Here is a 23,833-nt window from a genome sequence, read left to right as displayed (position 1 = left end):
AGAGCGGGTGGGGAGTCAGCACCGAGCCAGCACCGGATCGGGCTGAGGTTCCTGGACCCATCATCCACGATGTCACCCGATCGTGGGGAACCGGATGCACATTCTGTGACTTCGGCCAGCGGACGGCAGCCGTCCCTGTGGCTTCCCCCAAGGACTTTCGGCCCGGTGTCCGCGGGACCTGTGGCTCCCGACGGCGACGGCGCCGGCCACCCGGGGAGGGTGACCGGCGCCGTCGCCGTACGGCTTGTCGCGCGGCCCGCTACGCGCCGTCCGGGTCCGTCCGGTCCAGCGCCGGACGCGGGCCGGGGCCGGTCTCCAGCAGCAGGTAGTCGGCCGCGGCGGTGTCCGTGACCAGGCTGGTGACCAGCCCGGACCGCAGCACCGCGCCGATGGCCGCCGCCTTGCGCAGCCCGCCCGCGATGGCGACGACCTCGGGAATGCGGCGCAGCCGGTCGGCCTCGACGGTGATGCAGCGCTCGCCCAGGTCCCTGCCGATGCGCCGGCCCTCGGCGTCGAAGAGGTGCGCGGACATCTCCGCCGCGGCGCCGAGGGAGGCGTAGTGGGCCCGCTCCTCGTCGCTGAGCATGTCGTAGACGGTGGAGATGCCCGGCTCCCAGGAGCCGATGGAGACCGCGGCGACAGTGACCTTGTCGAAGTACTCGAAGGCCCGGGCGATGCCCGTCTGACCGCGCAGGGCGGCGGCGGTGGCCGTGTCGGGCAGCAGCATCGGGGCGTAGATCGGGTGGGCCTCGCCGCCGGAGACCTGGGCGGCCCGGCGCACGGCCTCCACCGAACCGCGCTCGGCGGTGCCCGCGTCGTAGACACCGGTGAGCTGGACGACCGTGCAGGGCGGCAGCCGGTGCAGGGCCGCGGCCATGTGGATGGTGGAGCGGCCCCAGGCGAGGCCGAGCACATCGCCCTCGTGGACCAGCTCGCCGAGCAGGTCGGCTGCCACCTCGCCGAGGTTCTCGGGGTCGGGCGCGTCGTCGGCCGCGTCGGCCGGGGACTCCACGACCACCGCGTGCCGCAGGCCGTAGCGGGCGCGCAGCGCGTCGGAGCGCTCCGCGTCCAGCTCCGCCGGCACCCGGATCTCGATCCGCACCAGATCGCGCTCCAGTGCCGTCTCCAGCACCCGGGCGACCTTGAAGCGGCTCACGCCGAACTCCTCGGCGATCTGGATCTTCGACTTGCCCTCGAGGTAGAAGCGGCGGGCCATCGCCGCCGCCTGCACCAGCTCGGCGGGCCCCATAGGCGTGGCTGAACGGCCCGTCGACACCCTGGTCTCCTCACTACTTCGTTCAAGCTTGTGTGCAAGCTGTGGAGCTAATGGACTCGACGTCATCCTGTCAGATGCGCCGGTCCTTGATCAGCCCTTGACCTTCGCCCTCAGCAATTCGGGCGAGACGGCACGGGACGTTCAGTGCGCACAGGACCAGGGAGCCCGCGCCGTGGCCTGCTCCGCCTGCGCGCGCAGGGAACGTACGGCCGCCGCCGGATCGTCCATACCGTAGACGGCCGATCCGGCCACGAACACATCCGCGCCGGCCTCGGCGCAGCGCTCGATGGTGCCGACCGAGACGCCGCCGTCGACCTGCAGCCACAGCTGCAGATTGTGCCGCGAGATCAGCTCGCGGGTGCGGCGGATCTTGGGAAGCATGATGTCGAGGAACGCCTGGCCGCCGAAGCCGGGCTCGACGGTCATGATGAGCAGCATGTCCAGCTCGGGCAGCAGGTCCTCGAACGGCTCGATCGGTGTCGCGGGCTTGAGCGCCATCGACGCCCGGGCCCCCAGGCGCCGGAGCTCCCGCGCCAGCCGCACGGGCGCCGCGGCGGCCTCCGCGTGGAAGGTCACCGACCCAGCGCCCGCCTCGGCGTACTGCGGCGCCCAGCGGTCCGGGTCCTCGATCATCAGGTGGCAGTCCAGCGGTGTGCCGGTGGCCTTGGCCAGCGACTCGACGACCGGCACGCCGAGCGTGAGGTTGGGGACGAAGTGATTGTCCATCACATCGACGTGGAGCCAGTCCGCGCCCTTCACCGCCTGCGCTTCGTCGGCGAGGCGGGCGAAGTCTGCGGACAGGATGCTGGGGTTGATCTGCACGGCCATAACCCAAGCCTGCCATGCCCGGTTCGCGGCCTTGACACGGGGCGGCTCCGCCGGGCCGCGCCACGGGGGCTGATCACCGTCGCGGTGCGGGGAGCGGCATCCGTGACCGCGGCCGTCAGGTCGTCAGGCGGTGCGGCGCAGGAGGGCCAGGTACATCGCGTCCGTGCCGTGCAGATGGGGCCAGAGCTGGACGTCGGGGCCGTCGCCCAGGGCGGGGACGCCCTGCATGTGGGGGCGCGCGTCGATCCACTCGGCGGATGCCGCGGGGCCGCCGCGGCCCCTGAGCACGTCGTCCACGACGGCCCGGGTCTCCGCCGGGTGCGGGGAACACGTGGCGTAGCCGACGACGCCGCCGACGCGGACGGCACGCAGCGCCTCACGCAGCAGGTCGCGCTGGAGAGGCGCAAAACCGGCCACGTCCTCGAGGCGGCGGCGCCAGCGGGCCTCGGGGCGGCGGCGCAGGGCGCCCAGACCCGTGCAGGGCACGTCCATCAGGACCCGGTCGAAGGTACCCTCGCGCCACGGCGGGCAGGTGCCGTCGGCCGCGATGACCTGGTAGGGGCCGGGGTTGCCGGCCAGGGCGCGCTCGACGAGGCGGGCGCGGTGCGGCTGCTTCTCGGAGGCCAGCAGCGCGGCTCCGCGCTGCGCCGCGAGTGCGCCGAGCAGGGCCGCCTTGCCGCCGGGACCCGCGCAGCCGTCCAGCCAGCGCTCGTCCGGCCCCTCCAGCGGAACCTCGGCGAGGGCGAGGGCGACGAGCTGGCTGCCCTCGTCCTGGACGCCGGCCCGGCCCTCGCGCACGGCGTCCAGGGCCCCGGGCTCGCCGCCTTCGGCGAGCCGTACGGCGTGGGGCGACCAGCGGCCGGGCAGCGCGGAGTCCTCGCCGACCGCGGCCAGCAGCTCGTCGGTGGTGGCGCGCCCGGGGCGGGCGACCAGGGTCACCTCGGGACGGTCGTTGTCCGCTTCGAGCAGGTCCTCGATGCCCGCCCGGGGGCCGCCGAGCGCGTCCCACAGCGCGGAGACGATCCAGCGCGGGTGGGAGTGGACGACGGCGAGGTGCTCCTCGGGGTCGTCGTCGTAGGGCGGGGCGACCTTCTCCAGCCAGCCGTCGAGATCGTGGGCCGTGATCTTCCGCAGCACGGCGTTGACGAACTTCGCCCGTCCGTCGCCCAGCACGACGCGCGCCAGCTCGACGCTGGCGGACACCGCTGCGTGCGGCGGGATGCGCGTGCCGAGCAGCTGGTGCGCGCCCAGGCTCAGCACGTCGAGCACCGGCGGGTCGACCTCGCGCAGCGGCCGGTCGACGCAGGCCGCGATGATCGCGTCGTACGTGCCCTGGCGGCGCAGCGTCCCGTAGACCAGTTCGGTGGCGAGGGCGGCGTCACGCGTGTCGAAGCCGTCCTTCTCGCGGGCCTTGCGCAGCAGCGGCGGCAGCACGAGGTTGGCGTAGGCGTCCCGCTCGTCGACGGCCCGCAGCGCCTCGAAGGCGAGGATCCGTACCGGGTCCTTCTGGGGCCGGCGGTACGGCTTGGCGGGGCGGCCGTTCTTGCGGCGAGACGCCTGATCGTTCACGAAAGGTGCTCCGGAGCTGGGCTGATGAAGGGTTCCAGCCTACGCCGCCTACTTCTCGCCCAGCCGTTCGCCCGCTGCGATGCGAACGCCACGGGCCCAGTCGGCGGCCTGCATCGGCTTCTTGCCCTGGGGCTGGACCCAGTGCAGCTGCGCGGCGTGCGAGCCGGTGCCGACGTGGACGGAGTTCTTGGCCGCCGCGATCTCGCCGGGGGCGAGGTCGGTGCGGTCGGTGGCCGGCGCGACGGACATCACCTTCAGGCGCTCGCCGCGGAAGGTCGTCCAGGCGCCGGGGGCGGGGGCGCAGCCGCGTACGACGCGGTCGACGCGCAGGGCGGGCGCGGCCCAGTCGATGCGGGCGTCCTCGACGTTCATCTTCGGGGCGAGCGAGACGCCCTCGGCGGGCTGCGGAACGGCCTTGAGGGTGCCGTCCTCGATGCCGTCCATGGTGGCGGCCAGCAGCCCGGAGCCGGCGAAGGCGAGCCGGGTCAGCAGATCCCCGCTGGTGTCGGTGGGCCGGACCTGCTCGGTGAGCACGCCGTAGACGGGCCCGGAGTCAAGGCCCTCCTCGATCCGGAAGGTGGAGGCGCCGGTGACCTCGTCCCCGGCCAGGATCGCGTGCTGCACGGGGGCGGCGCCGCGCCACGCGGGCAGCAGGGAGAAGTGCAGGTTCACCCACCCGTGAGCCGGGATCTCCAGGGCGGCCTTCGGCAGCAGGGCGCCGTAGGCGACGACCGGGCAGCAGTCGGGGGCGATCTCGCGCAGCCGGGCGAGGAAGTCCTCGTCACGCGGCCGGGCGGGCTTGAGCACCTCGATGCCGGCCTCCTCCGCGCGCTCGGCGACGGGGCTGGCGACCAGGCGCCGGCCGCGGCCGGCGGGCGCGTCGGGCCGGGTGACGACGGCGACGACCTCGTGGCGGTCCGAGGCGATCAGGGCGTCGAGGGCGGGGACGGCGACCTCGGGGGTACCGGCGAAGACGAGCCTCATGGGTGGCGGACTACCTCTCTCGTAGCGCTCTCATAGCGCTGTCGTGGCGCCGGGCTGAACGGCGCTCCAGTCTAGAGGCGCCCCTCCCCCTGGGGGCGTGCGGGCTGACGCGCGCCCCATTCCGGCGGATGTACGCCCCCATACCGTGACCCAGCGGCCCGTGGCGCGTTGGGTCAAGAGAGATTGACCGAAACGGGCTGCAACCGCGGTCCGCTTTCCTTGCGTTGTTTACCGACCACCCGTCAACTCTCGTCCTCCTTCGTCCCTTTAACCGCCGGTCCGAGAGGCTTGTTCATGCCCGACCACGCAACCCACGACGCCCAGGCACGGGCCAGCCTGCATCTACTGGTCCGGGACATCGAGAGGGTCCGCCGCCAGGTGGACGCGCTGCGCACCCTCACCGCCCAGCTGGGCAATGTCTACCGCCCGCGCCGCACCGGCCCGTCGGCCGGCTTCGTCGTCTACGGGCGGGCCCCCGCCCCGACCGTCCGGCTGGCGCAGGAGCTGCGGGACAGCGTCGAGACGCTGGTCACGGCGGCCGTGGACTTCGACCGCTCGCTGGGCTTCTCGTGGGACGCGGTGGGTTCGGCGCTCGGCGTCACCAAGCAGGCGGTGCACCGCCGTTACGGCGCCCGCAGGGCGGGCGGCCAGGCCACGGCCGAAGCCCCCGAGCCCGTCCGCACGGCCGAGCCGACGCCGGTCCCGGTCGTCCCCGCCGCCCGCACGGTCCCGGGCCAGCCGGGCGCCCACCGCGAGGAGCCGCGCGCCTCGGCGTTCCCGGGCCCCCGGAACGGGTGACGCCCCACCGGCCCCGCATCGAGCCCAGTGCGGCACCACCGCCCACCACGGCGGACCCGAGGACGCCTGACGGCCACCCCCTCGCCCCGGCGGCCTGACGGCCACAAGCGGGTGCGGCCCCCGGGCCGAGGCCGGGACGGCACCGCCGAACAGCAGCGTCGCGGCTGATCACCACGGCGGCGGATCCGGGGGGACGCCCGGACGACCATCCCCTCGCCCGCCGCCAGCGGCTACGGGCCCCCGGGCCGAGGCCGGGACGGCACCGCCGAACAGCAGCGCCGCGGCTGATCACCACGGCGGCGGATCCGGGGGACGCCCGGACGACCATCCCCTTGCCCGCCGCCAGCGGCTACGGGCCCCCGGGCCGAGGCCGGGACGGCACCGCCGAACAGCAGCGTCGCGGTTGATCACCGCGGCGGCGGATCCGGGGGACGCCCGGACGACCATCCCCTCGCCCGCCGCCAGCGGCTACGGGCCCCCGGGCCGAGGCCGGGACGGCACCGCCGAACAGCAGCGCCGCGGCTGATCACCACGGCGGCGGATCCGGGGGACGCCCCGCAGGTCATGCCCTTGTCCCTGCCGCCAGCGGCAACGACTTCCGGGCCAAGCCCGGGACGGCCACGCCGAGCACCACCACCACAGCTGATCACCGCGGCGGCGGGTCCGAGGGGACGCCCGGCGGTCATCCCCCGGGCCAAGCCCGGGACGGCACGCCGATCACCCCCGCAGTGGGCCCAGCGGCGCCCCTGCACCGTCAGGGCAGGGCTCGGTCAGCCGATGTCCGGTGGGTCGACGCGCAGGCGTACCGGGTCGCCGTCGCGGCGGGCCAGGCGGGTGGCCTGGGCGGTTTTCAGGGCGGCTGCCAGGGCGGCGCCCTGCCCCGGGCGGACGCGGAGCAGTGCGCGCTCCCAGCGCTCTCCCGGCGGGGCGTCGCCTGCGCGGCGCGGACGCCCCGGCTGGGGTACCGGCAGCGGTACGGGGCCCAGTACCTGCGTGCCGTCCGGCAGCTCCGCCGCGGCGATCAGCTCAGCCACCGCTTCGGGGGGGCCGCTGACGGCGGCCATCCGGGACACGGGCGGGAAGCCGAGCTCGGCCCGGTCCGCGAGCTCGCGCATCGCATGCCCGGCCGGGTCCCAGCGGACCAGCGCCTGCACGGGGCGCAGCGTCGGCTCGGCCACGACCACCACCGTGCCGCCCGCCTCCTGCCCCCGTACCAGCGCCGCCGCGCCCAGCCAGCGGCGCAGCGCCTCCTCCCCCGCCCGGAGGTCGGGGCGGCCCAGCAGGGCCCAGCCGTCCAGCAGCAGAGCGGCCGAGTATCCGCCCTCGGCGACGGGCTCGGCGCCGGGGGTGCAGACGACGATGGCGGGCTGGTCCGGCACGGTGTCCAGGACGTGGTCGCGGCCGGAGGTCCGTACGGGCACGGCCGGGAAGGCCCGTCCCAGCTCCTCCGCGGTGCGCCGGGCGCCGACGATCTGGGCGCGCAGCCGGAAGCCGCCGCACTCGCCGCAGTGCCAGTCGCGGGCCTCCTGTCCGCACCACCCGCAGTGCAGCAGCCCTCCGTCGCCGCGCGCCTCCAGCGGCCCCGCGCAGTGCGCGCAGCGCGCGGGCTCCCGGCAGCGATCGCAGGCCAGCTTCGGTACATAGCCGCGGCGGGGCACCTGCACCAGCACGGGCCCGTGCTTGAGGCCCTCCCGGGCCACCTCCCAGGCAACAGTGGGCAACCGGGCCGCGCGGGCGGCGGCATCCCGCGCCTCGTCGCCCTCGCCCACCGTCCGGATCCGGGGCGCCGCGGCGCGCAGCCGCTCCCGGTCGGCGGCCAGCGGCAGCGCCCAGCCGGTGTCCATCAGCTGTGCCCCTTCCACGGTGCAGCCGAAGCCGCCGAGCAGGAACGCGGCCTTCTCGTGTGCCGCCCGCAGCAGCAGCACCTCGCGGGCGTGCGGCTGGGGCGCGTGCGGCTCGCTGTGGCTGGAGTCGCCGTCGTCCCAGATCGCCACGAGCCCCAGGTCCCGTACGGGCGCGAACATCGCGGCGCGCGTACCGACCACGGCCCGCACGGAGCCGCGGCTGACCGCCAGCCAGCGGCGGTAGCGCTCCTCCGGCCCGGTGTCGGCGGTGAGCAGCACATGCCGCCCCGCGCCGAGCAGCGCGCCCAGCGCGGCGTCGACGCGGGCGGCGGCCCGGCCGTCCGGGACGACGATCAGCGCGCCGCGGCCCGAGGCGAGCGCGGCCGCCGCGGCCCGGGCCAGCTCCTCCGGCCAGTGGGGGCCGGGCAGGGCGCTCCACACAGCGCGCGGGGAGTCGCCCCGGGCGACGGCGGAGAGGTAGGCGGGCCCGGTCGGATACCGCGTCCAACTGCCCGGCTCCGGCACGGGGGGCGGTGGCAGCGGCGCGGGCGAGGACTCGGCCTCGATACGGGCGTGCCTCGGCGGCACGGCCAGTTGCAGCACGTCCGCGAGCGACCCGGCGTACCGGTCGGCGACGGACCGGCACAGCCCCAGCAGCGGCGGGCTCAGCACGGGCTCGGGCGAGATCACCTGGGCGATGGCTGCCAGCGGCCCCTGGTAGTCGGACTCGGCCACCCGCTCGACGATGAAGCCGTCGAGCAGGCCGCCACCCTCCCGGCGCCCGCCCCGCACCTGGCGCGTACCGGCCCCGAAGCGGACCCGGACCCGCGTTCCCGGCCGGGCGTCGGCGTCGAGCTCGGCGGGCACGGCGTAGTCCCAGAGCCGGTCGAGGTGGACCGGCCCCTTGTCCACGAGCACCCGTGCCACAGGCAGCTCGGCCGCCAGCTCCGCCCCCCGCCACGTCCGCGGCTTGGCCCGCGGCACCTTGGCCTTGCGCACGCTCTCGCGAATGAACGCGAGCTGCTCCGCCTGCTCTCCCGCGGACTCCGCCCCGGGTCCCCCGTTCTCGCTGCTCACGGCTCCAGTCCTATCAGAGAGCACTGACAGCGACGGCGGCGCGCGGGGTTGGGTGCCCGGGATCAGGAGTCGGCGGCGGCGTGCTTGTGCCATGGACCGCTCGGCCGCACCGGCCACAGGACCGGCGGCGGGATGCGAACCCGCGAGGGGCGCTGTCCCGGAAGGATCCCCCCACCTGCGCACCGGGCACCCCGGCGCCGGAGCAGACTGCCGAGGGCCGTCCCGCGCCGCCAGGGCTTTCGCGGACAGCACGACGGCCCCGGACCGATGCTTCGGTCCGGGGCCGTCGTGCTGTCGGAGAGTGCGGAGGCTCAGAGCCCCGCGGCAGTGCGGAGGCTTAGAGCCCCGCGGCCTTCTTCAGGGCCTCCACGCGGTCGGTGCGCTCCCAGGTGAAGTCGGGCAGCTCGCGGCCGAAGTGGCCGTAGGCCGCCGTCTGGGCGTAGATCGGGCGGAGCAAGTCCAGGTCGCGGATGATCGCGGCCGGGCGGAGGTCGAAGACCTCGGCGATGGCGTTCTCGATCTTCTCGGTGTCGACCGTGTTGGTGCCGAAGGTCTCCACGAAGAGACCGACCGGCTCGGCCTTGCCGATGGCGTACGCGACCTGCACCTCGCAGCGCGCGGCCAGGCCGGCGGCGACCACGTTCTTCGCGACCCAGCGCATCGCGTACGCGGCCGAGCGGTCGACCTTGGACGGGTCCTTGCCCGAGAAGGCGCCGCCGCCGTGGCGGGCCATGCCGCCGTAGGTGTCGATGATGATCTTGCGGCCGGTGAGGCCGGCGTCGCCCATGGGGCCGCCGATCTCGAAGCGGCCGGTGGGGTTCACCAGGAGCCGGTAGCCGTCGGTGTCGAGCTTGATGCCGTCCTCGAGGAGCTGCTTGAGGACGTGCTCGACGACGAACTCACGGATGTCGGGAGCGAGCAGCGAGTCCAGGTCGATGTCCGAGGCGTGCTGCGAGGAGACGACCACGGTGTCCAGGCGCACGGCCTTGTTGCCGTCGTACTCGATGGTGACCTGGGTCTTGCCGTCGGGGCGCAGGTAGGGGATGGTCCCGTTCTTGCGGACCTCCGACAGGCGGCGGGAGAGCCGGTGCGCCAGGTGGATCGGCAGCGGCATCAGCTCGGGCGTCTCGTCGCAGGCGTAGCCGAACATCAGGCCCTGGTCGCCGGCGCCCTGCTTGTCGAGCTCGTCCTCATCGCCCTCGACTCGGGTCTCGTACGCGGTGTCGACACCCTGGGCGATGTCGGGGGACTGCGCACCGATGGACACCGAGACGCCGCAGGAGGCGCCGTCGAAGCCCTTCTTGGACGAGTCGTAGCCGATCTCGAGGATCTTGTTGCGCACGAGCGACGCGATCGGCGCGTACGCCTTCGTCGTCACCTCGCCGGCAACATGCACAAGGCCGGTGGTGATCAAGGTCTCGACGGCGACCCGGGAGGTCGGGTCCTCCTTGAGGAGGGCGTCGAGAATGGCATCGCTGATCTGGTCAGCGATCTTGTCGGGGTGCCCCTCGGTCACGGACTCCGAGGTGAAAAGGCGACGGGACACAATGCTCCCTGGGGTTGCAGCGGCTGCTGGCTGATCATTGACGGACCCGGCCGAGAGCTGCGCTCGACGCGGATCCAGGTGCCAGTTTATCCGGCCTTCTCCGGGTCGCGGCATCCCACCTGGCATCTAGCTGCCGTATGACCTATGACACCCGACACGGCAGCCCCGGCGCACCCGCGGGTGACGCGTCAGCCGAGGCGCTTGCCCACCAGGTCCCAGACGGTGTCCGCGAGGGCTTCCTTGGGCCCGTACGGGACGGGGATCTCGGTGCCGTCGGGGGCGAGGACGACGGCCTCGTTCTCCTCCGAGCCGAAGGTCCTGCGCTCCCCGACCTCGTTGACGACGAGCAGGTCACAGCCCTTGCGGGCGAGCTTGGCACGACCGTTGGCCAGCACGTCGTCGGTCTCGGCGGCGAAGCCGACGACGACCTGGCCGGGCCGGGCGCGGTGGGCGGACAGCTCGGCGAGGACGTCGGGATTGCGGACGAGGGCGACCGGGCCGGGCTCCTGGCCGTCGCGCTTCTTGATCTTTCCCTCGGCGTAGCGGGCGGGCCGGAAGTCGGCCACGGCGGCGGCCATCACCACGGCGTCGGCGTCCGCCGCGGCCTTGAGCACCGCCTCCCGCAGCTCCACGGCCGTCCCCACGCGGACGACGTCCGCACCTGCGGGATCCGGCAGCTCGCTGTTGGCCGAGACGAGTGTCACGCGGGCGCCACGCGCGACGGCGGTGCGGGCCAGGGCGTACCCCTGCTTGCCGGAGGAGCGGTTGCCGAGGTAGCGGACGGGGTCCAGCGGCTCCCGTGTGCCGCCGGCGCTCACGACGACGTGGCGGCCCGCGAGGTCGGCGGTCGTGGTGGCGCCGCGCGCCAGTACCCGGCGGCAGATCTCGAAGATCTCGGCCGGCTCGGGGAAGCGGCCCTTGCCCGTGTCGACGCCGGTCAGCCGGCCGACGGCGGGCTCGACGACGATCGCGCCGCGGCGGCGCAGCGTCGCCACGTTCTCCTGGGTGGCCGCGTTCTCCCACATCTCGGTGTGCATGGCCGGCGCGAAGACGACGGGGCAGCGGGCGGTGAGGAGCGTGTTGGTCAGCAGGTCGTCGGCGAGGCCGTGCGCGGCCTTGGCCAGCATGTCGGCGGTGGCGGGGGCCACCACGACGAGGTCGGCCTGCTGGCCGATCCGCACGTGCGGCACCTCATGGACGCTCTCCCACACCTGGGTGCCGGCCGGGTGGCCGGAGAGCGCGGACCAGGTCGCCTCGCCGACGAAGTGCAGGGCCGACGCGGTCGGCACGACCCGTACGTCGTGCCCCGACTCGGTGAGCCGGCGCAGCAGCTCGCACGCCTTGTAGGCGGCGATCCCGCCGCTGACCCCCAGGACGACCTTCGGCTTGTCCATCGCTCTCGCTTCTCCCCAGGCTCCCGTACGTGCGTACGTACGGGTCTATGACACACCAAGGGCCCGGCAGTCGCGCTGCCGGGCCCTCGGTGACGAAAAAGTGCAGCGCTTACTGCGCCGGGGCCTCGACGGCCTCGGAGGTCAGCAGGCCCGCGTTGATCTCGCGGAGCGCGATGGAGAGCGGCTTCTCGTGGACGTGGGTGTCCACCAGCGGGCCGACGTACTCCAGCAGGCCCTCGCCGAGCTGCGAGTAGTACGCGTTGATCTGGCGAGCACGCTTGGCGGCGTAGATCACCAGGCTGTACTTCGAGTCGGTTGCCTCGAGCAGCTCATCAATCGGCGGGTTGATGATGCCCTCGGGCGCGGTAATGGAAGAGGACACTCTCTGCCTTCCGAAGGGGGTGAAGAAAGGTGTTCAGCGAAGCAAGGCTAGCAGCTCACGTGCGACGTCCTCGACGGAGGTGTTGACCAGCGTGGTGTCGAACTCGGCCTCGGCCGCCAGCTCGACCTTGGCGGCGGCCAGCCGGCGCTCGATGACCTCCGGCGACTCGGTCCCCCGGCCGGTGAGCCGGCGGACCAGCTCCTCCCAGCCGGGCGGTGCCAGGAAGACCAGCTGGGCCTCCGGCATGGTCTCGCGGACCTGCCGGGCGCCCTGGAGGTCGATCTCCAGCAGAACCGGCTCGCCCGCCTCCAGGCGGTCGAGCACGGCCTGGCGGGGCGTGCCGTAGCGGTTGCCCGCGAACTCGGCCCACTCCAGCAGTTCGCCGTTGGCGATGAGCTTGTCGAACTGCTCGTCGTCCACGAAGAAGTACTGGACACCCTCCTGCTCGCCGGGTCGCGGCTTGCGGGTGGTGGCGGAGACCGAGAGCCACACCTCGGGGTGCGCCTTGCGCATATGGGCGACGACCGTGCTCTTGCCGACCCCGGAGGGGCCGGAGAGCACGGTCAGCCGCGGTTGTCTGGCCGAGGGGACGGGGGACGTCCCCCGGGAGACTGCAGTACTCATGCAGCGATTATCCCGGTTCCGGGGAGTGCCTGGGAACGCAGGGCCGCCACCGGGCCGCCGTCAGGCGGCCTTGTTGCCGAACTCTCGCTCAAGGGAAGCGATCTGGTTCGAGCCGAGTCCGCGCACCCGGCGGCTCTCGGAGATCCCGAGCCGCTCCATGATCTGCTTGGCACGGACCTTGCCCACACCGGGAAGGCTCTCCAGGAGAGCGCTGACCTTCATCTTGCCGATGACATCGTTCTCCTGGCCCTGCTTGATGACCTCGTGCAGCGAGGCGCCGGAGTGCTTGAGCCGATTCTTGACCTCGGCGCGCTCCCGGCGAGCCGCGGCGGCCTTTTCGAGCGCGGCTGCGCGCTGTTCAGGGGTAAGGGGCGGAAGAGCCACGCCTACGTCACCTCGGATGTCGAACTGTCGGATACGGACCGGTGAGGAACCTAGTCGGACCACACCTGGGGAGCAACGAGCAACGCGCTTGCTCGTTCGCTCTCGTCGGAGACTAGCGGCCGATCCCGCTCCAGTCAGCGAGAACAGACGAAAAGTCCTGGTCAGCCTCGCTCGACCAGGACTTTTCCGGACATAATGACCGACAATTTTCTTGGTTCCCCGGCTTTTGGCGTTAACCCGCCCCTGTGGCCGACACGGGACCCCTCAGCCCGCCACCGCTCGCCGCACCTCGTCCGCGAATCGGGCGGCACTCTCGCGCAGGCCCGCCACATCCGGGCCGTGCCGCAGCACGCCACGGCTGACGTTCGGGACGACATTGCCGACGGCGGAGCCGAAGACCTTCGGGAGGTCGGCGGCGGTGGCGCCCTGGGCGCCGATGCCGGGGGCGAGCAGGGGGCCGTCGATGGCCAGGTCCGCCCCGGCCGCGCCGAGCGTGTCCCCCAGCGTCGCGCCGACGACCGCGCCGTACGAGCCCATGGGCACCGCCCCCGCGTTCTCGGCCTTCAGGTGGTCCAGCATCGTCGCGGCGACGCTCGCCCCGCCGGCCCGTACCGCGTGCTGCACCTCGGCGCCCTCGGGGTTGGAGGTGAGGGCGAGGACGAACACGCCGGTGCCGCTCTCACGCGCCAGGTCCAGCGCCGGGCGCAGCGAGCCGTAGCCCAGGTAGGGGCTGACGGTGACCGCGTCCGAGAAGAGCGGCGAGGCCGGGTCGAGGTAGGTCGCGGCGTAGGCGGCCATGGTCGAGCCGATGTCACCGCGCTTGGCGTCCATGAGCACCAGCGCCCCGGCGGCGCGGGAGTCGGCGACGGCCTGCTCCAGCACGGCGATGCCGCGCGAGCCGAACCGCTCGAAGAACGCGGACTGCGGCTTGAGCACGGCGACCCGGTCGGCCAGCGCCTCGACAACCGTGCGGGTGAAGCGCTCCAGGCCGGCGATGTCGTCGGACAGGCCCCAGTCCGCGAGCAGCGCGGCGTGCGGGTCGATGCCGACGCACAGCGGACCGCGCTCGTCCATGGCACGGCGCAGGCGGGCGCCGAAGGGCAGGAGGGTCTCGGTCACTTCGCTCCTCCGCAGGTGCGGGCACGGGTGGCGGCGCCGACGGCCTCGGCGAGGGTGGTGTACGGGCCGGCGGCCAGGCGCTCGGCGAGGCCCTTGTGGATCGCGCGGCACCAGAACGGGCCCTCGTAGATGAAGCCGCTGTAGCCCTGGACGAGCGTGGCACCGGCCAGGATGCGCTCCCAGACGTCGTCGGCGGTCTCGATGCCGCCGACCCCTACCAGCGTGATCCGGTCGCCCACCCGGGCGTACAGGCGGCTCAGGACCTCCAGGGAGCGCTCCTTGAGGGGCGCGCCGGACAGGCCGCCCGCGCCGATGGCCTCGACGGTGCGCTTGGGGGTCTTCAGGCCGAGCCCGTCGCGGGCGATGGTCGTGTTGGTGGCGATGATGCCGTCCAGGCCCAGCTCGACGGCGAGGTCGGCGACGGCGTCGATGTCCTCGTCGGCCAGGTCGGGGGCGATCTTCACCAGCAGCGGCACACGGCGCGCGGTGACCGTGCGGTCGGCGGCCTCCCGGACGGCGGTCAGCAGCGGGCGCAGCGCCTCGGTGGCCTGCAGGTTGCGCAGGCCCGGCGTGTTCGGGGAGGAGACGTTGACGACGAGGTAGTCGGCGTGGGCGGCCAGGCGCTCGGTGGAGGTGACGTAGTCGGCGACGGCCTCGGCCTCCGGCACGACCTTGGTCTTGCCGATGTTGACGCCCACGGTCGTCCTGAAGACCGCCTTGCGGGCCGCCAGGCGCTCCGCGACGGCCTCGGAGCCGTCGTTGTTGAAGCCCATGCGGTTGATGAGCGCGCGGTCCGCGACGAGGCGGAAGAGGCGCTTCTTGGGGTTGCCGGGCTGAGGTCGCGCGGTGACGGTGCCGATCTCGACGTGGTCGAAGCCGAGCATGGCCATGCCGTCGATGGCGGCGGCGTTCTTGTCGAAGCCCGCGGCGAGGCCGAAGGGGCCGTGCATGCGCAGGCCCAGGGCCTCGGTGCGCAGCGCGGTGTGGCGGGGGGCGAGGACGGCCGCGACGAAGGTGCGCAGGACCGGGACGCGGGCGGCGGCGCGGATCCAGGCGAAGGCGAGGTGGTGCGCCTTCTCGGGGTCCATGCGCTTGAAGATCAGGTCGAAGAAGAGACGGTACATTTCAGGCCTTCTTGGCGACGGAGGGGTGGCGGGGGCTCAAGAAGAGGGGGACACCTTCCGGTGTCCCCCTCCTGCGCCCTACGCCTCGCGGGCGGCGGTCAGATGTTCCGCGTGTTCCTGCAGGGAGCGCACGCCCACGTCACCGCGGGTCAGCGCCTCGATGCCCTGGACGGCGGCGGCGAGCGCCTGGACCGTGGTCAGGCACGGCACCGCCCGGGCGACGGCGGCGGTGCGGATCTCGTAGCCGTCCAGGCGGCCACCGGTGCCGTACGGGGTGTTGACGATCAGGTCGACCTGGCCGTCGTGGATGAGCTGGACGATCGTCTTCTCGCCGTCCGGTCCCTCGCCCTCGCTCAGCTTGCGCACGACGGTGGCGTTGATGCCGTTGCGCTTGAGCACCTCGGCGGTGCCGGAGGTGGCGAGCAGCTCGAAGCCGTGGGCGACCAGCTCACGGGCCGGGAAGATCATCGAGCGCTTGTCGCGGTTGGCGACGGAGACGAACGCGCGGCCCTTGGTGGGCAGCGCGCCGTACGCGCCGGCCTGCGACTTGGCGTATGCCGTGCCGAAGACCGTGTCGATGCCCATGACCTCGCCGGTGGAGCGCATCTCCGGGCCGAGGACGGTGTCCACGCCGCGGCCGGAGGCGTCGCGGAAGCGGCTCCACGGCATCACGGCCTCCTTGACGGAGATCGGCGCGTCGAGCGGCAGGGTGCCGCCGTCGCCCTCCTTGGGCAGCATGCCCTCCGCGCGCAGCTCGGCGACGGTCGCGCCCAGCGAGATGCGGGCGGCGGCCTTGGCGAGCGGCACCGCGGTCGCCTTCGAGGTGAAGGGGACGGTGCGGGAGGCGCGCGGGTTGGCCTCCAGCACGTAGAGGATGTCGCCGGCCATGGCGAACTGGATGTTGATCAGGCCGCGCACGCCGACGCCCTTGGCGATGGCCTCGGTGGAGGCCCGCAGCCGCTTGATGTCGTAGCCGCCGAGGGTGATCGGGGGCAGCGCGCACGCGGAGTCGCCGGAGTGGATGCCGGCCTCCTCGATGTGCTCCATGACGCCGCCGAGGTAGAGCTCGTGGCCGTCGTAGAGCGCGTCGACGTCGATCTCGATGGCGTCGTCGAGGAAGCGGTCGATGAGGACCGGGTGCTCGGAGATCAGACCGGCGTGGCGGGTGAGGTACTCCCCCAGCGAGGGCTCGTCGTAGACGATCTCCATGCCGCGGCCGCCGAGCACATAGGACGGGCGGACCATGACCGGGAAGCCGATCTCGGCGGCGATGCCCTTGGCCTCCTCGAAGGAGAAGGCGGTGCCGTACTTCGGCGCGGGCAGCCCGGCCTCGGTCAGCACGCGCCCGAAGGCGCCGCGCTCCTCGGCGAGGTCGATGGCCTCGGGAGAGGTGCCGACGATCGGCACGCCGTTGTCCTTCAGGGCCTGGGCGAGGCCGAGCGGGGTCTGGCCGCCGAGCTGGACGATGACGCCCGCGACGGGACCGGCGAGGGTCTCCGCGTGGACGATCTCCAGGACGTCCTCCAGGGTGAGCGGCTCGAAGTAGAGCCGGTCGGAGGTGTCGTAGTCGGTGGAGACGGTCTCGGGGTTGCAGTTGACCATCACGGTCTCGTAGCCGGCGTCGCTGAGCGCGAAGGAGGCGTGGACGCAGGAGTAGTCGAACTCGATGCCCTGGCCGATGCGGTTCGGGCCCGAGCCGAGGATGATCACGGCGGGCTTCTCGCGCGGCGCGACCTCGGACTCCTCGTCGTAGGAGGAGTAGAAGTACGGGGTCTTCGCGGCGAACTCGGCGGCGCAGGTGTCGACCGTCTTGTACACCGGGCGGACACCGAGCGCGTGGCGGACCTCGCGGACGACGTCCTCGCGCAGGCCGCGGATCGCCGCGATCTGGGCGTCGGAGAAGCCGTGGCGCTTGGCCTCGGCCAGCATCTCGGGGCCGAGCTTGTCGGCGGCGGCCAGCTCGTCCGCGATCTCCTTGATCAGGAAGAGCTGGTCGACGAACCAGGGGTCGATCTTCGTGGCGTCGAAGACCTCCTGCGCGGTGGCCCCGGCGCGAATGGCGGCCATGACCGTGTTGATCCGGCCGTCGGTGGGCACGACGGCCTTCTCCAGCAGCTCGGCCTTGTCGCCGGCCGGGCCGGTGAAGTCGAACTGCGAGCCCTTCTTCTCCAGCGAGCGCAGGGCCTTCTGCAGCGCCTCGGTGAAGTTGCGGCCGATGGCCATGGCCTCGCCCACCGACTTCATGGTGGTGGTCAGGGTGGCGTCGGCGGCCGGGAACTTCTCGAAGGCGAAGCGGGGCGCCTTGACCACGACGTAGTCGAGCGTGGGCTCGAAGGACGCCGGGGTCTTCTCGGTGATGTCGTTGGGGATCTCGTCGAGGGTGTAGCCGACGGCGAGCCGGGCCGCGATCTTGGCGATCGGGAAGCCGGTGGCCTTGGAGGCGAGCGCGGAGGAGCGCGAGACGCGCGGGTTCATCTCGATGACGATGACCCGGCCGTCGTCGGGGTCGACGGCGAACTGGATGTTGCAGCCGCCGGTGTCGACACCGACCTCGCGGATGATCGCGATGCCGACGTCCCGCAGGATCTGGTACTCGCGGTCGGTCAGCGTCATCGCCGGGGCGACGGTGATGGAGTCGCCGGTGTGCACGCCCATCGGGTCGAAGTTCTCGATGGAGCACACGACCACGACGTTGTCGTTCTTGTCGCGCATCAGCTCCAGCTCGTACTCCTTCCAGCCGAGGATGGACTCCTCCAGGAGCACCTCGGTGGTCGGGGAGAGCGTGAGGCCCTGTCCGGCGATGCGGCGCAGCTCCTCCTCGTCGTGGGCGAAGCCGGAGCCGGCGCCGCCCATGGTGAAGGAGGGGCGGACGACGACGGGGTAGCCACCGAGCGTGTCGACGCCGGCGATGACCTCGTCCATCGTGTGGCAGATGACCGAGCGGGCGGACTCGCCGTGCCCGATCTTGGCGCGGACGGCCTCGACGACGCCCTTGAACAGGTCGCGGTCCTCGCCCTTGTGGATCGCCTCGACGTTGGCGCCGATGAGCTCCACGCCGTACTTCTCCAGCACGCCGTTCTCGTGCATGGAGATGGCGGTGTTGAGCGCGGTCTGACCGCCCAGGGTGGGCAGGAGCGCGTCGGGGCGCTCCTTGGCGATGATCTTCTCGACGAACTCCGGGGTGATCGGCTCGACGTACGTGGCGTCGGCGATCTCCGGGTCGGTCATGATCGTGGCCGGGTTGGAGTTGACGAGGATGACCCGCAGGCCCTCGGACTTCAGTACCCGGCAGGCCTGGGTTCCGGAGTAGTCGAACTCTGCTGCCTGGCCGATGACGATCGGGCCGGAGCCGATGACCAGGACGGACTGGATATCGGTGCGCTTAGGCACGCTGGCCCTCCATGAGCGAGACGAAGCGGTCGAACAGGTACGCGGCGTCGTGCGGTCCTGCGGCTGCCTCGGGGTGGTACTGGACGCTGAACGCGGGCTGGTCGAGCAGGTGGAGGCCCTCGACCACGTTGTCGTTCAGACAGACGTGGGAGACCTCGGCCCGGCCGTAGGGGGTGTCGGTCGCCTTGTCGAGCGGGGCGTCGACGGCGAAGCCGTGGTTGTGCGCGGTGACCTCGACCTTGCCGGTCGTGCGGTCCTGCACGGGCTGGTTGATGCCGCGGTGGCCGTACTTCAGCTTGTAGGTGCCGAAGCCGAGGGCGCGGCCGAGGATCTGGTTGCCGAAGCAGATGCCGAACAGCGGGGTCTTCCGCTCCAGGACACCGCGCATGACGGAGACGGGGTGGTCGGCGGTGGCCGGGTCGCCGGGGCCGTTGGAGAAGAACACGCCGTCGGGGGCGACGGCGTAGACGTCCTCGACGGTGGCGGTGGCGGGCAGGACGTGCACCTCGATGCCGCGCTCGGCCATCCGGTGCGGGGTCATGCCCTTGATGCCCAGGTCGATCGCGGCGACGGTGAACTTCTTCGCACCGACCGCGGGGACGACGTAGGCCTCCTTGGTGGCGACCTCGGCGGCGAGGTCGGCGCCCTTCATCTCCGGTGCCCGGCGCACCTCGGCGAGCATGGCGGCCTCGTCGGCCAGCGCGTCACCGGAGAAGATGCCGACGCGCATGGCGCCGCGCTCGCGCAGGTGGCGGGTGAGCGCCCGGGTGTCGATGCCGCTGATGCCGACGACGCCCTGGCGGTCGAGCTCCTCGTCCAGGGAGCGGCGGGAGCGCCAGTTGGAGGGGACGCGGGCGGGGTCGCGCACGACGTAGCCGGCGACCCAGATGCGGCCGGACTCGGGGTCCTCGTCGTTGACGCCGGTGTTGCCGACGTGCGGGGCCGTCATGACGACGACCTGGCGGTGGTACGAGGGGTCGGTCAGCGTCTCCTGGTAGCCGGTCATGCCGGTGGAGAAGACGGCCTCGCCGAAGGTCGCCCCCACGGCCCCGTAGGCGCGGCCGTGGAACGTACGGCCGTCCTCCAGGACGAGTACGGCGGGGACCTTGCCGGTCCCCTTGGTGGAGGTCGTCATCGTGCGCCTTCCGTGTCGTTGCTGTGCTGGTGGTGCGGGGGTGTCAAGGCTTCGAGTGCCTCGGTCCAGGCGGAGTGCTCGGCCGCCCGGTCGGAGCGGAAGCCGGAGTCGATCAGCTTCCCGCCGTGCTGCCAGGTGATCACGAGCAGGCCGCCCTCGGCGAGGACCTTGCCCGCGATGCCCTTGTCGAGGCGGGCGCCGCGCAGGGCGGCGGCGGGGATGAAGAAGTCCTGGGCGCCGGGCCGTACGACGGCCAGGCCCTGCTCCGTCAGGGTGAGCTCGGCCCGGCTGCGGGTGCCCAGGCCATGCGCGACGATGCGGTCGAGCCACTGCCCCGCGGTGGTGGAGCCGTGGTAGCGGCCGTTCATCGTGAGGGTGGGCTCGCCCGGGGCGGCCGGGGCGGCGGACAGCCCGGGCAGGTCGCCCTGGAGCGTGCCGCGCCACTTCCAGCCCTCGCGCATCAGCCAGTACAGCAGCGCGATGAAGAGCAGCAGCCCGACGACCCAGCCGATGCGTGCGGCCCAGTCGGTGACGTCGGCAGACTTCTGCTCGGCCGCCAGATTGATCAGTGCAGGTGTCACGCGAGTTTCCCGTCCACGACCGTCGCCCGGCCCCGCAGGAAGGTGTGGGTGACGCGTCCCGGCAGCTCACGGCCCTCGTAGGGGGTGTTGCGGCTGCGGGAGGCGAAGCCCGCGGGGTCCACGACACCACGGTAAGCGGAATCGAGGAGCGTGAGGTTGGCGGGCTCCCCGGCGGCGATGGGCCGTCCGTGGCCGGCGAGGCGGCCGATGGCGGCCGGCCGGAAGGACATCCGGTCGGCGACGTCCGCCCAGCCGAGCAGGCCGGTGTCGACCATCGTGTGCTGGACGACGGACAGGGCGGTCTCCAGGCCCACCATGCCCATGGCCGCCGCACCCCACTCGCAGTCCTTGTCCTCGTGCGGGTGCGGGGCGTGGTCGGTGGCGACGATGTCGATGGTGCCGTCGGCGAGGGCCTCGCGCAGGGCCATGACGTCGGCTTCCGTGCGCAGCGGCGGGTTGACCTTGTAGACCGGGTTGTACGAGCGCACCAGCTCGTCGGTGAGGAGCAGGTGGTGCGGGGTGACCTCGGCGGTCACGTCGATGCCGCGGGACTTGGCCCAGCGGACGATCTCGACCGAGCCGGCGGTGGAGAGGTGGCAGATGTGCACGCGGGAACCGACGTGCTCGGCGAGCAGCACATCGCGGGCGATGACCGACTCCTCGGCGACGGCCGGCCAGCCGCCGAGGCCCAGTTCGGCGGAGACGATGCCCTCGTTCATCTGGGCGCCCTCGGTCAGCCGGGGCTCCTGGGCATGCTGGGCCACGACACCGCCGAAGGCCTTCACGTACTCCAGCGCCCGGCGCATGATCATGGCGTCGTCCACGCACTTGCCGTCGTCGGAGAAGACCCGCACCCCGGCGGCCGACTCGTGCATGGCGCCGAGCTCGGCGAGCTTCTTGCCCTCCAGGCCGACGGTGACGGCGCCGATGGGCTGTACGTCGCAGTAGCCGGACTCCTTGCCGAGCCGCCACACCTGCTCGACCACGCCCGCGGTGTCGGCGACGGGGAAGGTGTTGGCCATGGCGAAGACAGCCGTGAAGCCGCCGCTGGCCGCGGCGCGGGTGCCGGTCAGGACGGTCTCGGAGTCCTCGCGGCCGGGCTCGCGCAGGTGGGTGTGGAGGTCGACGAGGCCCGGCAGCAGGATCTTGCCACCGGCCTCGATCACCTGGGCGCCCTCGGCGCTCAGGCCGGTGCCCACTGCGGTGATGGTCTCGCCGTCGATCAGCACGTCCTGCGGCTCGCCGCCGAGGACCTTCGCACCACGGATAAGGATCTTGGTCATGGTTACTTGCTCTCCTCGGTGCGGGGGGCGGACACGGCCGGCTCGGAGCCGCCGAGCAGCAGGTAGAGAACAGCCATGCGGATGGAGACGCCGTTGGCGACCTGCTCGACCGCGGTACAGCGGTCGGAGTCGGCGACCTCGGCGGTGATCTCCATGCCCCGGTTCATGGGGCCGGGGTGCATGACGATGGCGCTTTCCGGCATCCGGGCCATGCGCTCGCCGTCGAGCCCGTAGCGGCGGGCGTACTCGCGCTCGGTGGGGAAGAAGGCGGCGTTCATGCGCTCGCGCTGCACGCGCAGCATCATCACGGCGTCGGACTTCGGCAGCACACTGTCGAGGTCGTAGGAGACCTCGCAGGGCCAGCTCTCGACGCCGATGGGCACCAGCGTGGGCGGGGCGACCAGGGTGACCTCGGCGCCGAGCGTGTGGAGCAGGTGCACGTTGGAGCGGGCGACGCGGCTGTGCAGCACGTCGCCGACGATCGTGATCCGGCGGCCGGCCAGGTCACGGCCGAGCCCGGCGTCCCGGCCGACCAGGCGCCGGCGCATGGTGAAGGCGTCCAGCAGGGCCTGCGTGGGGTGCTCGTGGGTGCCGTCGCCGGCGTTCACGACGGCTCCGTCGATCCAGCCGGAGTTCGCCAGCCGGTAGGGGGCGCCCGAGGCGTGGTGGCGGATGACGACGGCGTCGGCGCCCATCGCCTCCAGGGTCAGGGCGGTGTCCTTGAGCGACTCGCCCTTGGAGACCGAGGAGCCCTTGGCGGAGAAGTTGATGACGTCGGCCGAGAGCCGCTTGGCGGCGGCCTCGAAGGAGATGCGCGTCCGCGTGGAGTCCTCGAAGAAGAGGTTGACGACGGTACGCCCGCGCAAAGTGGGCAGCTTCTTGATCGGCCGGTCCGCGACCCGGGCCATCTCCTCGGCGGTGTCGAGGATCAGGACGGCGTCGTCGCGCGTGAGGTCGGCGGCCGAGATGAGGTGACGCTTCATCCGGTTGCTCCGTGGTTGAGGAGGTATGCGGCGGCTGTGGCCGGGCATGCGGCGGCGCGGGGACGGCCCCTTGTGCGGGACACCGGTCCGCGGGCGGGTGCTAGTGGCCGTCGGCCGGGGCGGTCGCGCCCGCGCCGAGGAGCACGCTGTCGCGGCCGTCCTCCTCGGTGAGCTGGACCTTGACCGTCTCCCGCAGCGACGTGGGGAGGTTCTTGCCGACGTAGTCGGCGCGGATCGGCAGCTCGCGGTGACCGCGGTCGACCAGGACCGCGAGCTGGACGGCGCGCGGGCGCCCGATGTCGTTCAGGGAGTCCAGGGCGGCCCGGATGGTGCGGCCGGAGAAGAGCACGTCGTCGACGAGGACCACGAGCCTGCCGTCGATGCCCTCGCCGGGGATCTCAGTGCGGGCGAGCGCACGCGCCGGGCGCAGCCGGAGGTCGTCGCGGTACATGGTGATGTCGAGGGAGCCGACCGGTGTCTTGCCACCGGTGATGTCCTCGAGCCTGTCGGCCAGCCGGCGGGCGAGGAAGACGCCACGCGTCGGAATGCCGAGGAGTACGACGTCGTCGGCGCCCTTGGCGCGTTCGACGATCTCATGCGCGATACGGGTCAGAACCCGGGCGATGTCCGGTGCTTCGAGCACGGGACGCGCGGTAGGAATTGCGTCCATACGAAACGGACCCCCTTCTCCGCCTCACAGGACGGACTTTAAAGGACGTCGGATTTACATGTTTCACCGTACCAGCACCGGCGGTGAACTCTCGCCACGACCCCTGACGGCCCAGGCCGTGGACCATTCGGCTTGACGAACCGAGATTACGCTGCGTAACCTCACAGTGAGTTACCAGTCTTCGTCCGGGGAGCTTTATGTCCAGCGAATACGCCAAACAGCTCGGGGCCAAGCTCCGCGCCATCCGCACCCAGCAGGGCCTCTCCCTCCATGGTGTCGAGGAGAAGTCCCAGGGCCGCTGGAAGGCCGTCGTAGTGGGTTCGTACGAGCGCGGCGACCGTGCCGTGACCGTGCAGCGCCTGGCCGAGCTGGCCGACTTCTACGGTGTGCCCGTGCAGGAACTGCTGCCCGGCACCACGCCCGGCGGCGCCGCCGAGCCCCCGCCGAAGCTGGTCCTGGACCTGGAGCGCCTCGCCCACGTCCCGGCCGAGAAGGCGGGCCCGCTCCAGCGTTATGCGGCGACCATCCAGAGCCAGCGCGGCGACTACAACGGCAAGGTGCTGTCGATCCGCCAGGACGATCTGCGCACCCTCGCCGTGATTTATGACCAGTCGCCCTCGGTCCTCACCGAGCAGCTGATCAGCTGGGGGGTGCTCGACGCCGACGCGCGTCGCGCGGTCCAGCACGAGGACGCCTGACCGTCGGTCGGCAGACATACAAACCGCCGGGGGCGGGGGGAACCCATTGGGTTCCCCCCCCCCCCCGGGGGGGTGTGGTGTTTTGGGAGGGAGGGCGCGCGGCGGGGTGGGGGCCCGATTACTGACCACGGGGGCGGGGGGGTA

Annotated in this window: 20 protein-coding genes; 2 read left to right on the top strand and 18 right to left on the bottom strand. The window is 72.6% G+C overall.

The window, feature by feature from the left end; genetic code table 11:
- Nucleotides 1-259: 259 nt before the first annotated feature.
- The 4 genes from AB0F13_RS21435 to fmt all read right to left on the bottom strand — a co-directional run bounded on the left by AB0F13_RS21435 (nt 260) and on the right by fmt (nt 4,657).
- On the bottom strand, nt 260-1,249 hold the full coding sequence (locus AB0F13_RS21435) for a sugar-binding domain-containing protein (protein WP_362084506.1): 990 nt from the start codon (nt 1,247-1,249) through the stop codon (nt 260-262).
- Between the two features lie 168 nt (nt 1,250-1,417).
- Complete coding sequence (gene rpe, locus AB0F13_RS21430) at nt 1,418-2,104, bottom strand: ribulose-phosphate 3-epimerase (RefSeq protein WP_362084503.1); 687 nt, start codon at nt 2,102-2,104, stop codon at nt 1,418-1,420.
- Nucleotides 2,105-2,227: 123 nt separating this feature from the next.
- Nucleotides 2,228-3,673, bottom strand: coding sequence for a transcription antitermination factor NusB (locus AB0F13_RS21425; protein WP_362084500.1), 1,446 nt, complete (start codon nt 3,671-3,673; stop codon nt 2,228-2,230).
- 48 nt (nt 3,674-3,721) lie between these two features.
- A complete protein-coding gene (fmt, locus tag AB0F13_RS21420) occupies nt 3,722-4,657 on the bottom strand; it encodes a methionyl-tRNA formyltransferase (RefSeq protein ID WP_362084497.1) in 936 nt (311 codons plus the stop codon).
- 294 nt (nt 4,658-4,951) lie between these two features.
- On the opposite strand from fmt, the gene AB0F13_RS21415 reads away from it, so the two are divergent.
- On the top strand, nt 4,952-5,455 hold the full coding sequence (locus AB0F13_RS21415; protein ID WP_362084494.1) for a hypothetical protein: 504 nt from the start codon (nt 4,952-4,954) through the stop codon (nt 5,453-5,455).
- Nucleotides 5,456-6,225: 770 nt separating this feature from the next.
- On the opposite strand, the gene AB0F13_RS21410 is transcribed toward AB0F13_RS21415, so the two are convergent.
- From AB0F13_RS21410 to pyrR, 14 genes are all read right to left on the bottom strand, one after another.
- On the bottom strand, nt 6,226-8,376 hold the full coding sequence (locus AB0F13_RS21410; RefSeq protein WP_362084491.1) for a primosomal protein N': 2,151 nt from the start codon (nt 8,374-8,376) through the stop codon (nt 6,226-6,228).
- A 337-nt stretch (nt 8,377-8,713) separates the two neighbouring features.
- The gene (gene metK, locus AB0F13_RS21405) at nt 8,714-9,922 is read right to left on the bottom strand and encodes a methionine adenosyltransferase (RefSeq protein ID WP_362084489.1); all 1,209 of its coding nucleotides are present in this window, start codon (nt 9,920-9,922) and stop codon (nt 8,714-8,716) included.
- Between the two features lie 188 nt (nt 9,923-10,110).
- Nucleotides 10,111-11,316, bottom strand: a complete 1,206-nt coding sequence (gene coaBC / locus AB0F13_RS21400; RefSeq protein WP_362084486.1) for a bifunctional phosphopantothenoylcysteine decarboxylase/phosphopantothenate--cysteine ligase CoaBC — start codon at nt 11,314-11,316, stop codon at nt 10,111-10,113.
- A gap of 109 nt (nt 11,317-11,425) precedes the next feature.
- Nucleotides 11,426-11,698 (bottom strand): DNA-directed RNA polymerase subunit omega, encoded by a 273-nt coding sequence (rpoZ, locus tag AB0F13_RS21395; RefSeq protein WP_030360466.1) that lies wholly within the window; start codon nt 11,696-11,698, stop codon nt 11,426-11,428.
- Between the two features lie 33 nt (nt 11,699-11,731).
- Entirely contained in the window at nt 11,732-12,322 is a 591-nt protein-coding gene (gene gmk / locus AB0F13_RS21390) for a guanylate kinase (protein WP_362084483.1), read from the bottom strand.
- Nucleotides 12,323-12,382: 60 nt separating this feature from the next.
- Nucleotides 12,383-12,706 (bottom strand): integration host factor, encoded by a 324-nt coding sequence (locus AB0F13_RS21385; RefSeq protein ID WP_362084480.1) that lies wholly within the window; start codon nt 12,704-12,706, stop codon nt 12,383-12,385.
- A gap of 264 nt (nt 12,707-12,970) precedes the next feature.
- Complete coding sequence (gene pyrF / locus AB0F13_RS21380; RefSeq protein ID WP_362084478.1) at nt 12,971-13,825, bottom strand: orotidine-5'-phosphate decarboxylase; 855 nt, start codon at nt 13,823-13,825, stop codon at nt 12,971-12,973.
- Nucleotides 13,822-14,949, bottom strand: a complete 1,128-nt coding sequence (locus AB0F13_RS21375; RefSeq protein ID WP_362084475.1) for a quinone-dependent dihydroorotate dehydrogenase — start codon at nt 14,947-14,949, stop codon at nt 13,822-13,824. Before AB0F13_RS21375 ends, pyrF begins: the two co-directional genes overlap by 4 nt.
- Before the next feature lie 78 nt (nt 14,950-15,027).
- Nucleotides 15,028-18,339 carry a carbamoyl-phosphate synthase large subunit gene (gene carB / locus AB0F13_RS21370; RefSeq protein WP_362084472.1) on the bottom strand — a complete coding sequence of 1,104 codons (3,312 nt, stop codon included), beginning with the start codon at nt 18,337-18,339 and terminating at the stop codon, nt 15,028-15,030.
- Nucleotides 18,332-19,474, bottom strand: coding sequence for a glutamine-hydrolyzing carbamoyl-phosphate synthase small subunit (carA, locus tag AB0F13_RS21365; RefSeq protein WP_362084469.1), 1,143 nt, complete (start codon nt 19,472-19,474; stop codon nt 18,332-18,334). Before carA ends, carB begins: the two co-directional genes overlap by 8 nt.
- The gene (locus AB0F13_RS21360) at nt 19,471-20,055 is read right to left on the bottom strand and encodes a hypothetical protein (RefSeq protein ID WP_362084466.1); all 585 of its coding nucleotides are present in this window, start codon (nt 20,053-20,055) and stop codon (nt 19,471-19,473) included. The genes carA and AB0F13_RS21360 overlap by 4 nt, the downstream gene beginning before the upstream one ends.
- Nucleotides 20,052-21,338 (bottom strand): dihydroorotase, encoded by a 1,287-nt coding sequence (locus tag AB0F13_RS21355; RefSeq protein WP_362084463.1) that lies wholly within the window; start codon nt 21,336-21,338, stop codon nt 20,052-20,054. Before AB0F13_RS21355 ends, AB0F13_RS21360 begins: the two co-directional genes overlap by 4 nt.
- Nucleotides 21,339-21,340: 2 nt before the next feature.
- Nucleotides 21,341-22,321, bottom strand: a complete 981-nt coding sequence (locus AB0F13_RS21350) for an aspartate carbamoyltransferase catalytic subunit (protein ID WP_362084460.1) — start codon at nt 22,319-22,321, stop codon at nt 21,341-21,343.
- A 100-nt stretch (nt 22,322-22,421) separates the two neighbouring features.
- Nucleotides 22,422-22,991, bottom strand: coding sequence for a bifunctional pyr operon transcriptional regulator/uracil phosphoribosyltransferase PyrR (gene pyrR / locus AB0F13_RS21345; RefSeq protein WP_362084457.1), 570 nt, complete (start codon nt 22,989-22,991; stop codon nt 22,422-22,424).
- A gap of 197 nt (nt 22,992-23,188) precedes the next feature.
- Between pyrR and bldD the strand changes: the two genes are divergently transcribed.
- Nucleotides 23,189-23,689 (top strand): transcriptional regulator BldD, encoded by a 501-nt coding sequence (gene bldD, locus AB0F13_RS21340; protein ID WP_004948690.1) that lies wholly within the window; start codon nt 23,189-23,191, stop codon nt 23,687-23,689.
- The last annotated feature ends 144 nt before the right edge of the window (nt 23,690-23,833 follow it).

The organism is Streptomyces sp. NPDC026206 (assembly GCF_040638465.1).
Taxonomy (GTDB): Bacteria; Actinomycetota; Actinomycetes; order Streptomycetales; family Streptomycetaceae; genus Streptomyces.
Note: the sequence above shows the minus strand (reverse complement) of the source record. Positions and strands in the feature narration are given on the sequence as shown.

What these genes read in the sequence shown, in the direction of transcription:
- coaBC (WP_362084486.1), bottom strand. Translation starts at nt 11,316, where the DNA reads ATGGACAAGCCGAAGGTCGTCCTGGGGGTCAGCGGCGGGATCGCCGCC.
- gmk (WP_362084483.1), bottom strand. Translation starts at nt 12,322, where the DNA reads ATGAGTACTGCAGTCTCCCGGGGGACGTCCCCCGTCCCCTCGGCCAGA.
- AB0F13_RS21375 (WP_362084475.1), bottom strand. Translation starts at nt 14,949, where the DNA reads ATGTACCGTCTCTTCTTCGACCTGATCTTCAAGCGCATGGACCCCGAG.
- bldD (WP_004948690.1), top strand. Translation starts at nt 23,189, where the DNA reads ATGTCCAGCGAATACGCCAAACAGCTCGGGGCCAAGCTCCGCGCCATC.
- fmt (WP_362084497.1), bottom strand. Translation starts at nt 4,657, where the DNA reads ATGAGGCTCGTCTTCGCCGGTACCCCCGAGGTCGCCGTCCCCGCCCTC.
- AB0F13_RS21350 (WP_362084460.1), bottom strand. Translation starts at nt 22,321, where the DNA reads ATGAAGCGTCACCTCATCTCGGCCGCCGACCTCACGCGCGACGACGCC.
- AB0F13_RS21415 (WP_362084494.1), top strand. Translation starts at nt 4,952, where the DNA reads ATGCCCGACCACGCAACCCACGACGCCCAGGCACGGGCCAGCCTGCAT.
- pyrR (WP_362084457.1), bottom strand. Translation starts at nt 22,991, where the DNA reads ATGGACGCAATTCCTACCGCGCGTCCCGTGCTCGAAGCACCGGACATC.
- carA (WP_362084469.1), bottom strand. Translation starts at nt 19,474, where the DNA reads ATGACGACCTCCACCAAGGGGACCGGCAAGGTCCCCGCCGTACTCGTC.
- rpe (WP_362084503.1), bottom strand. Translation starts at nt 2,104, where the DNA reads ATGGCCGTGCAGATCAACCCCAGCATCCTGTCCGCAGACTTCGCCCGC.
- AB0F13_RS21355 (WP_362084463.1), bottom strand. Translation starts at nt 21,338, where the DNA reads ATGACCAAGATCCTTATCCGTGGTGCGAAGGTCCTCGGCGGCGAGCCG.
- AB0F13_RS21435 (WP_362084506.1), bottom strand. Translation starts at nt 1,249, where the DNA reads ATGGGGCCCGCCGAGCTGGTGCAGGCGGCGGCGATGGCCCGCCGCTTC.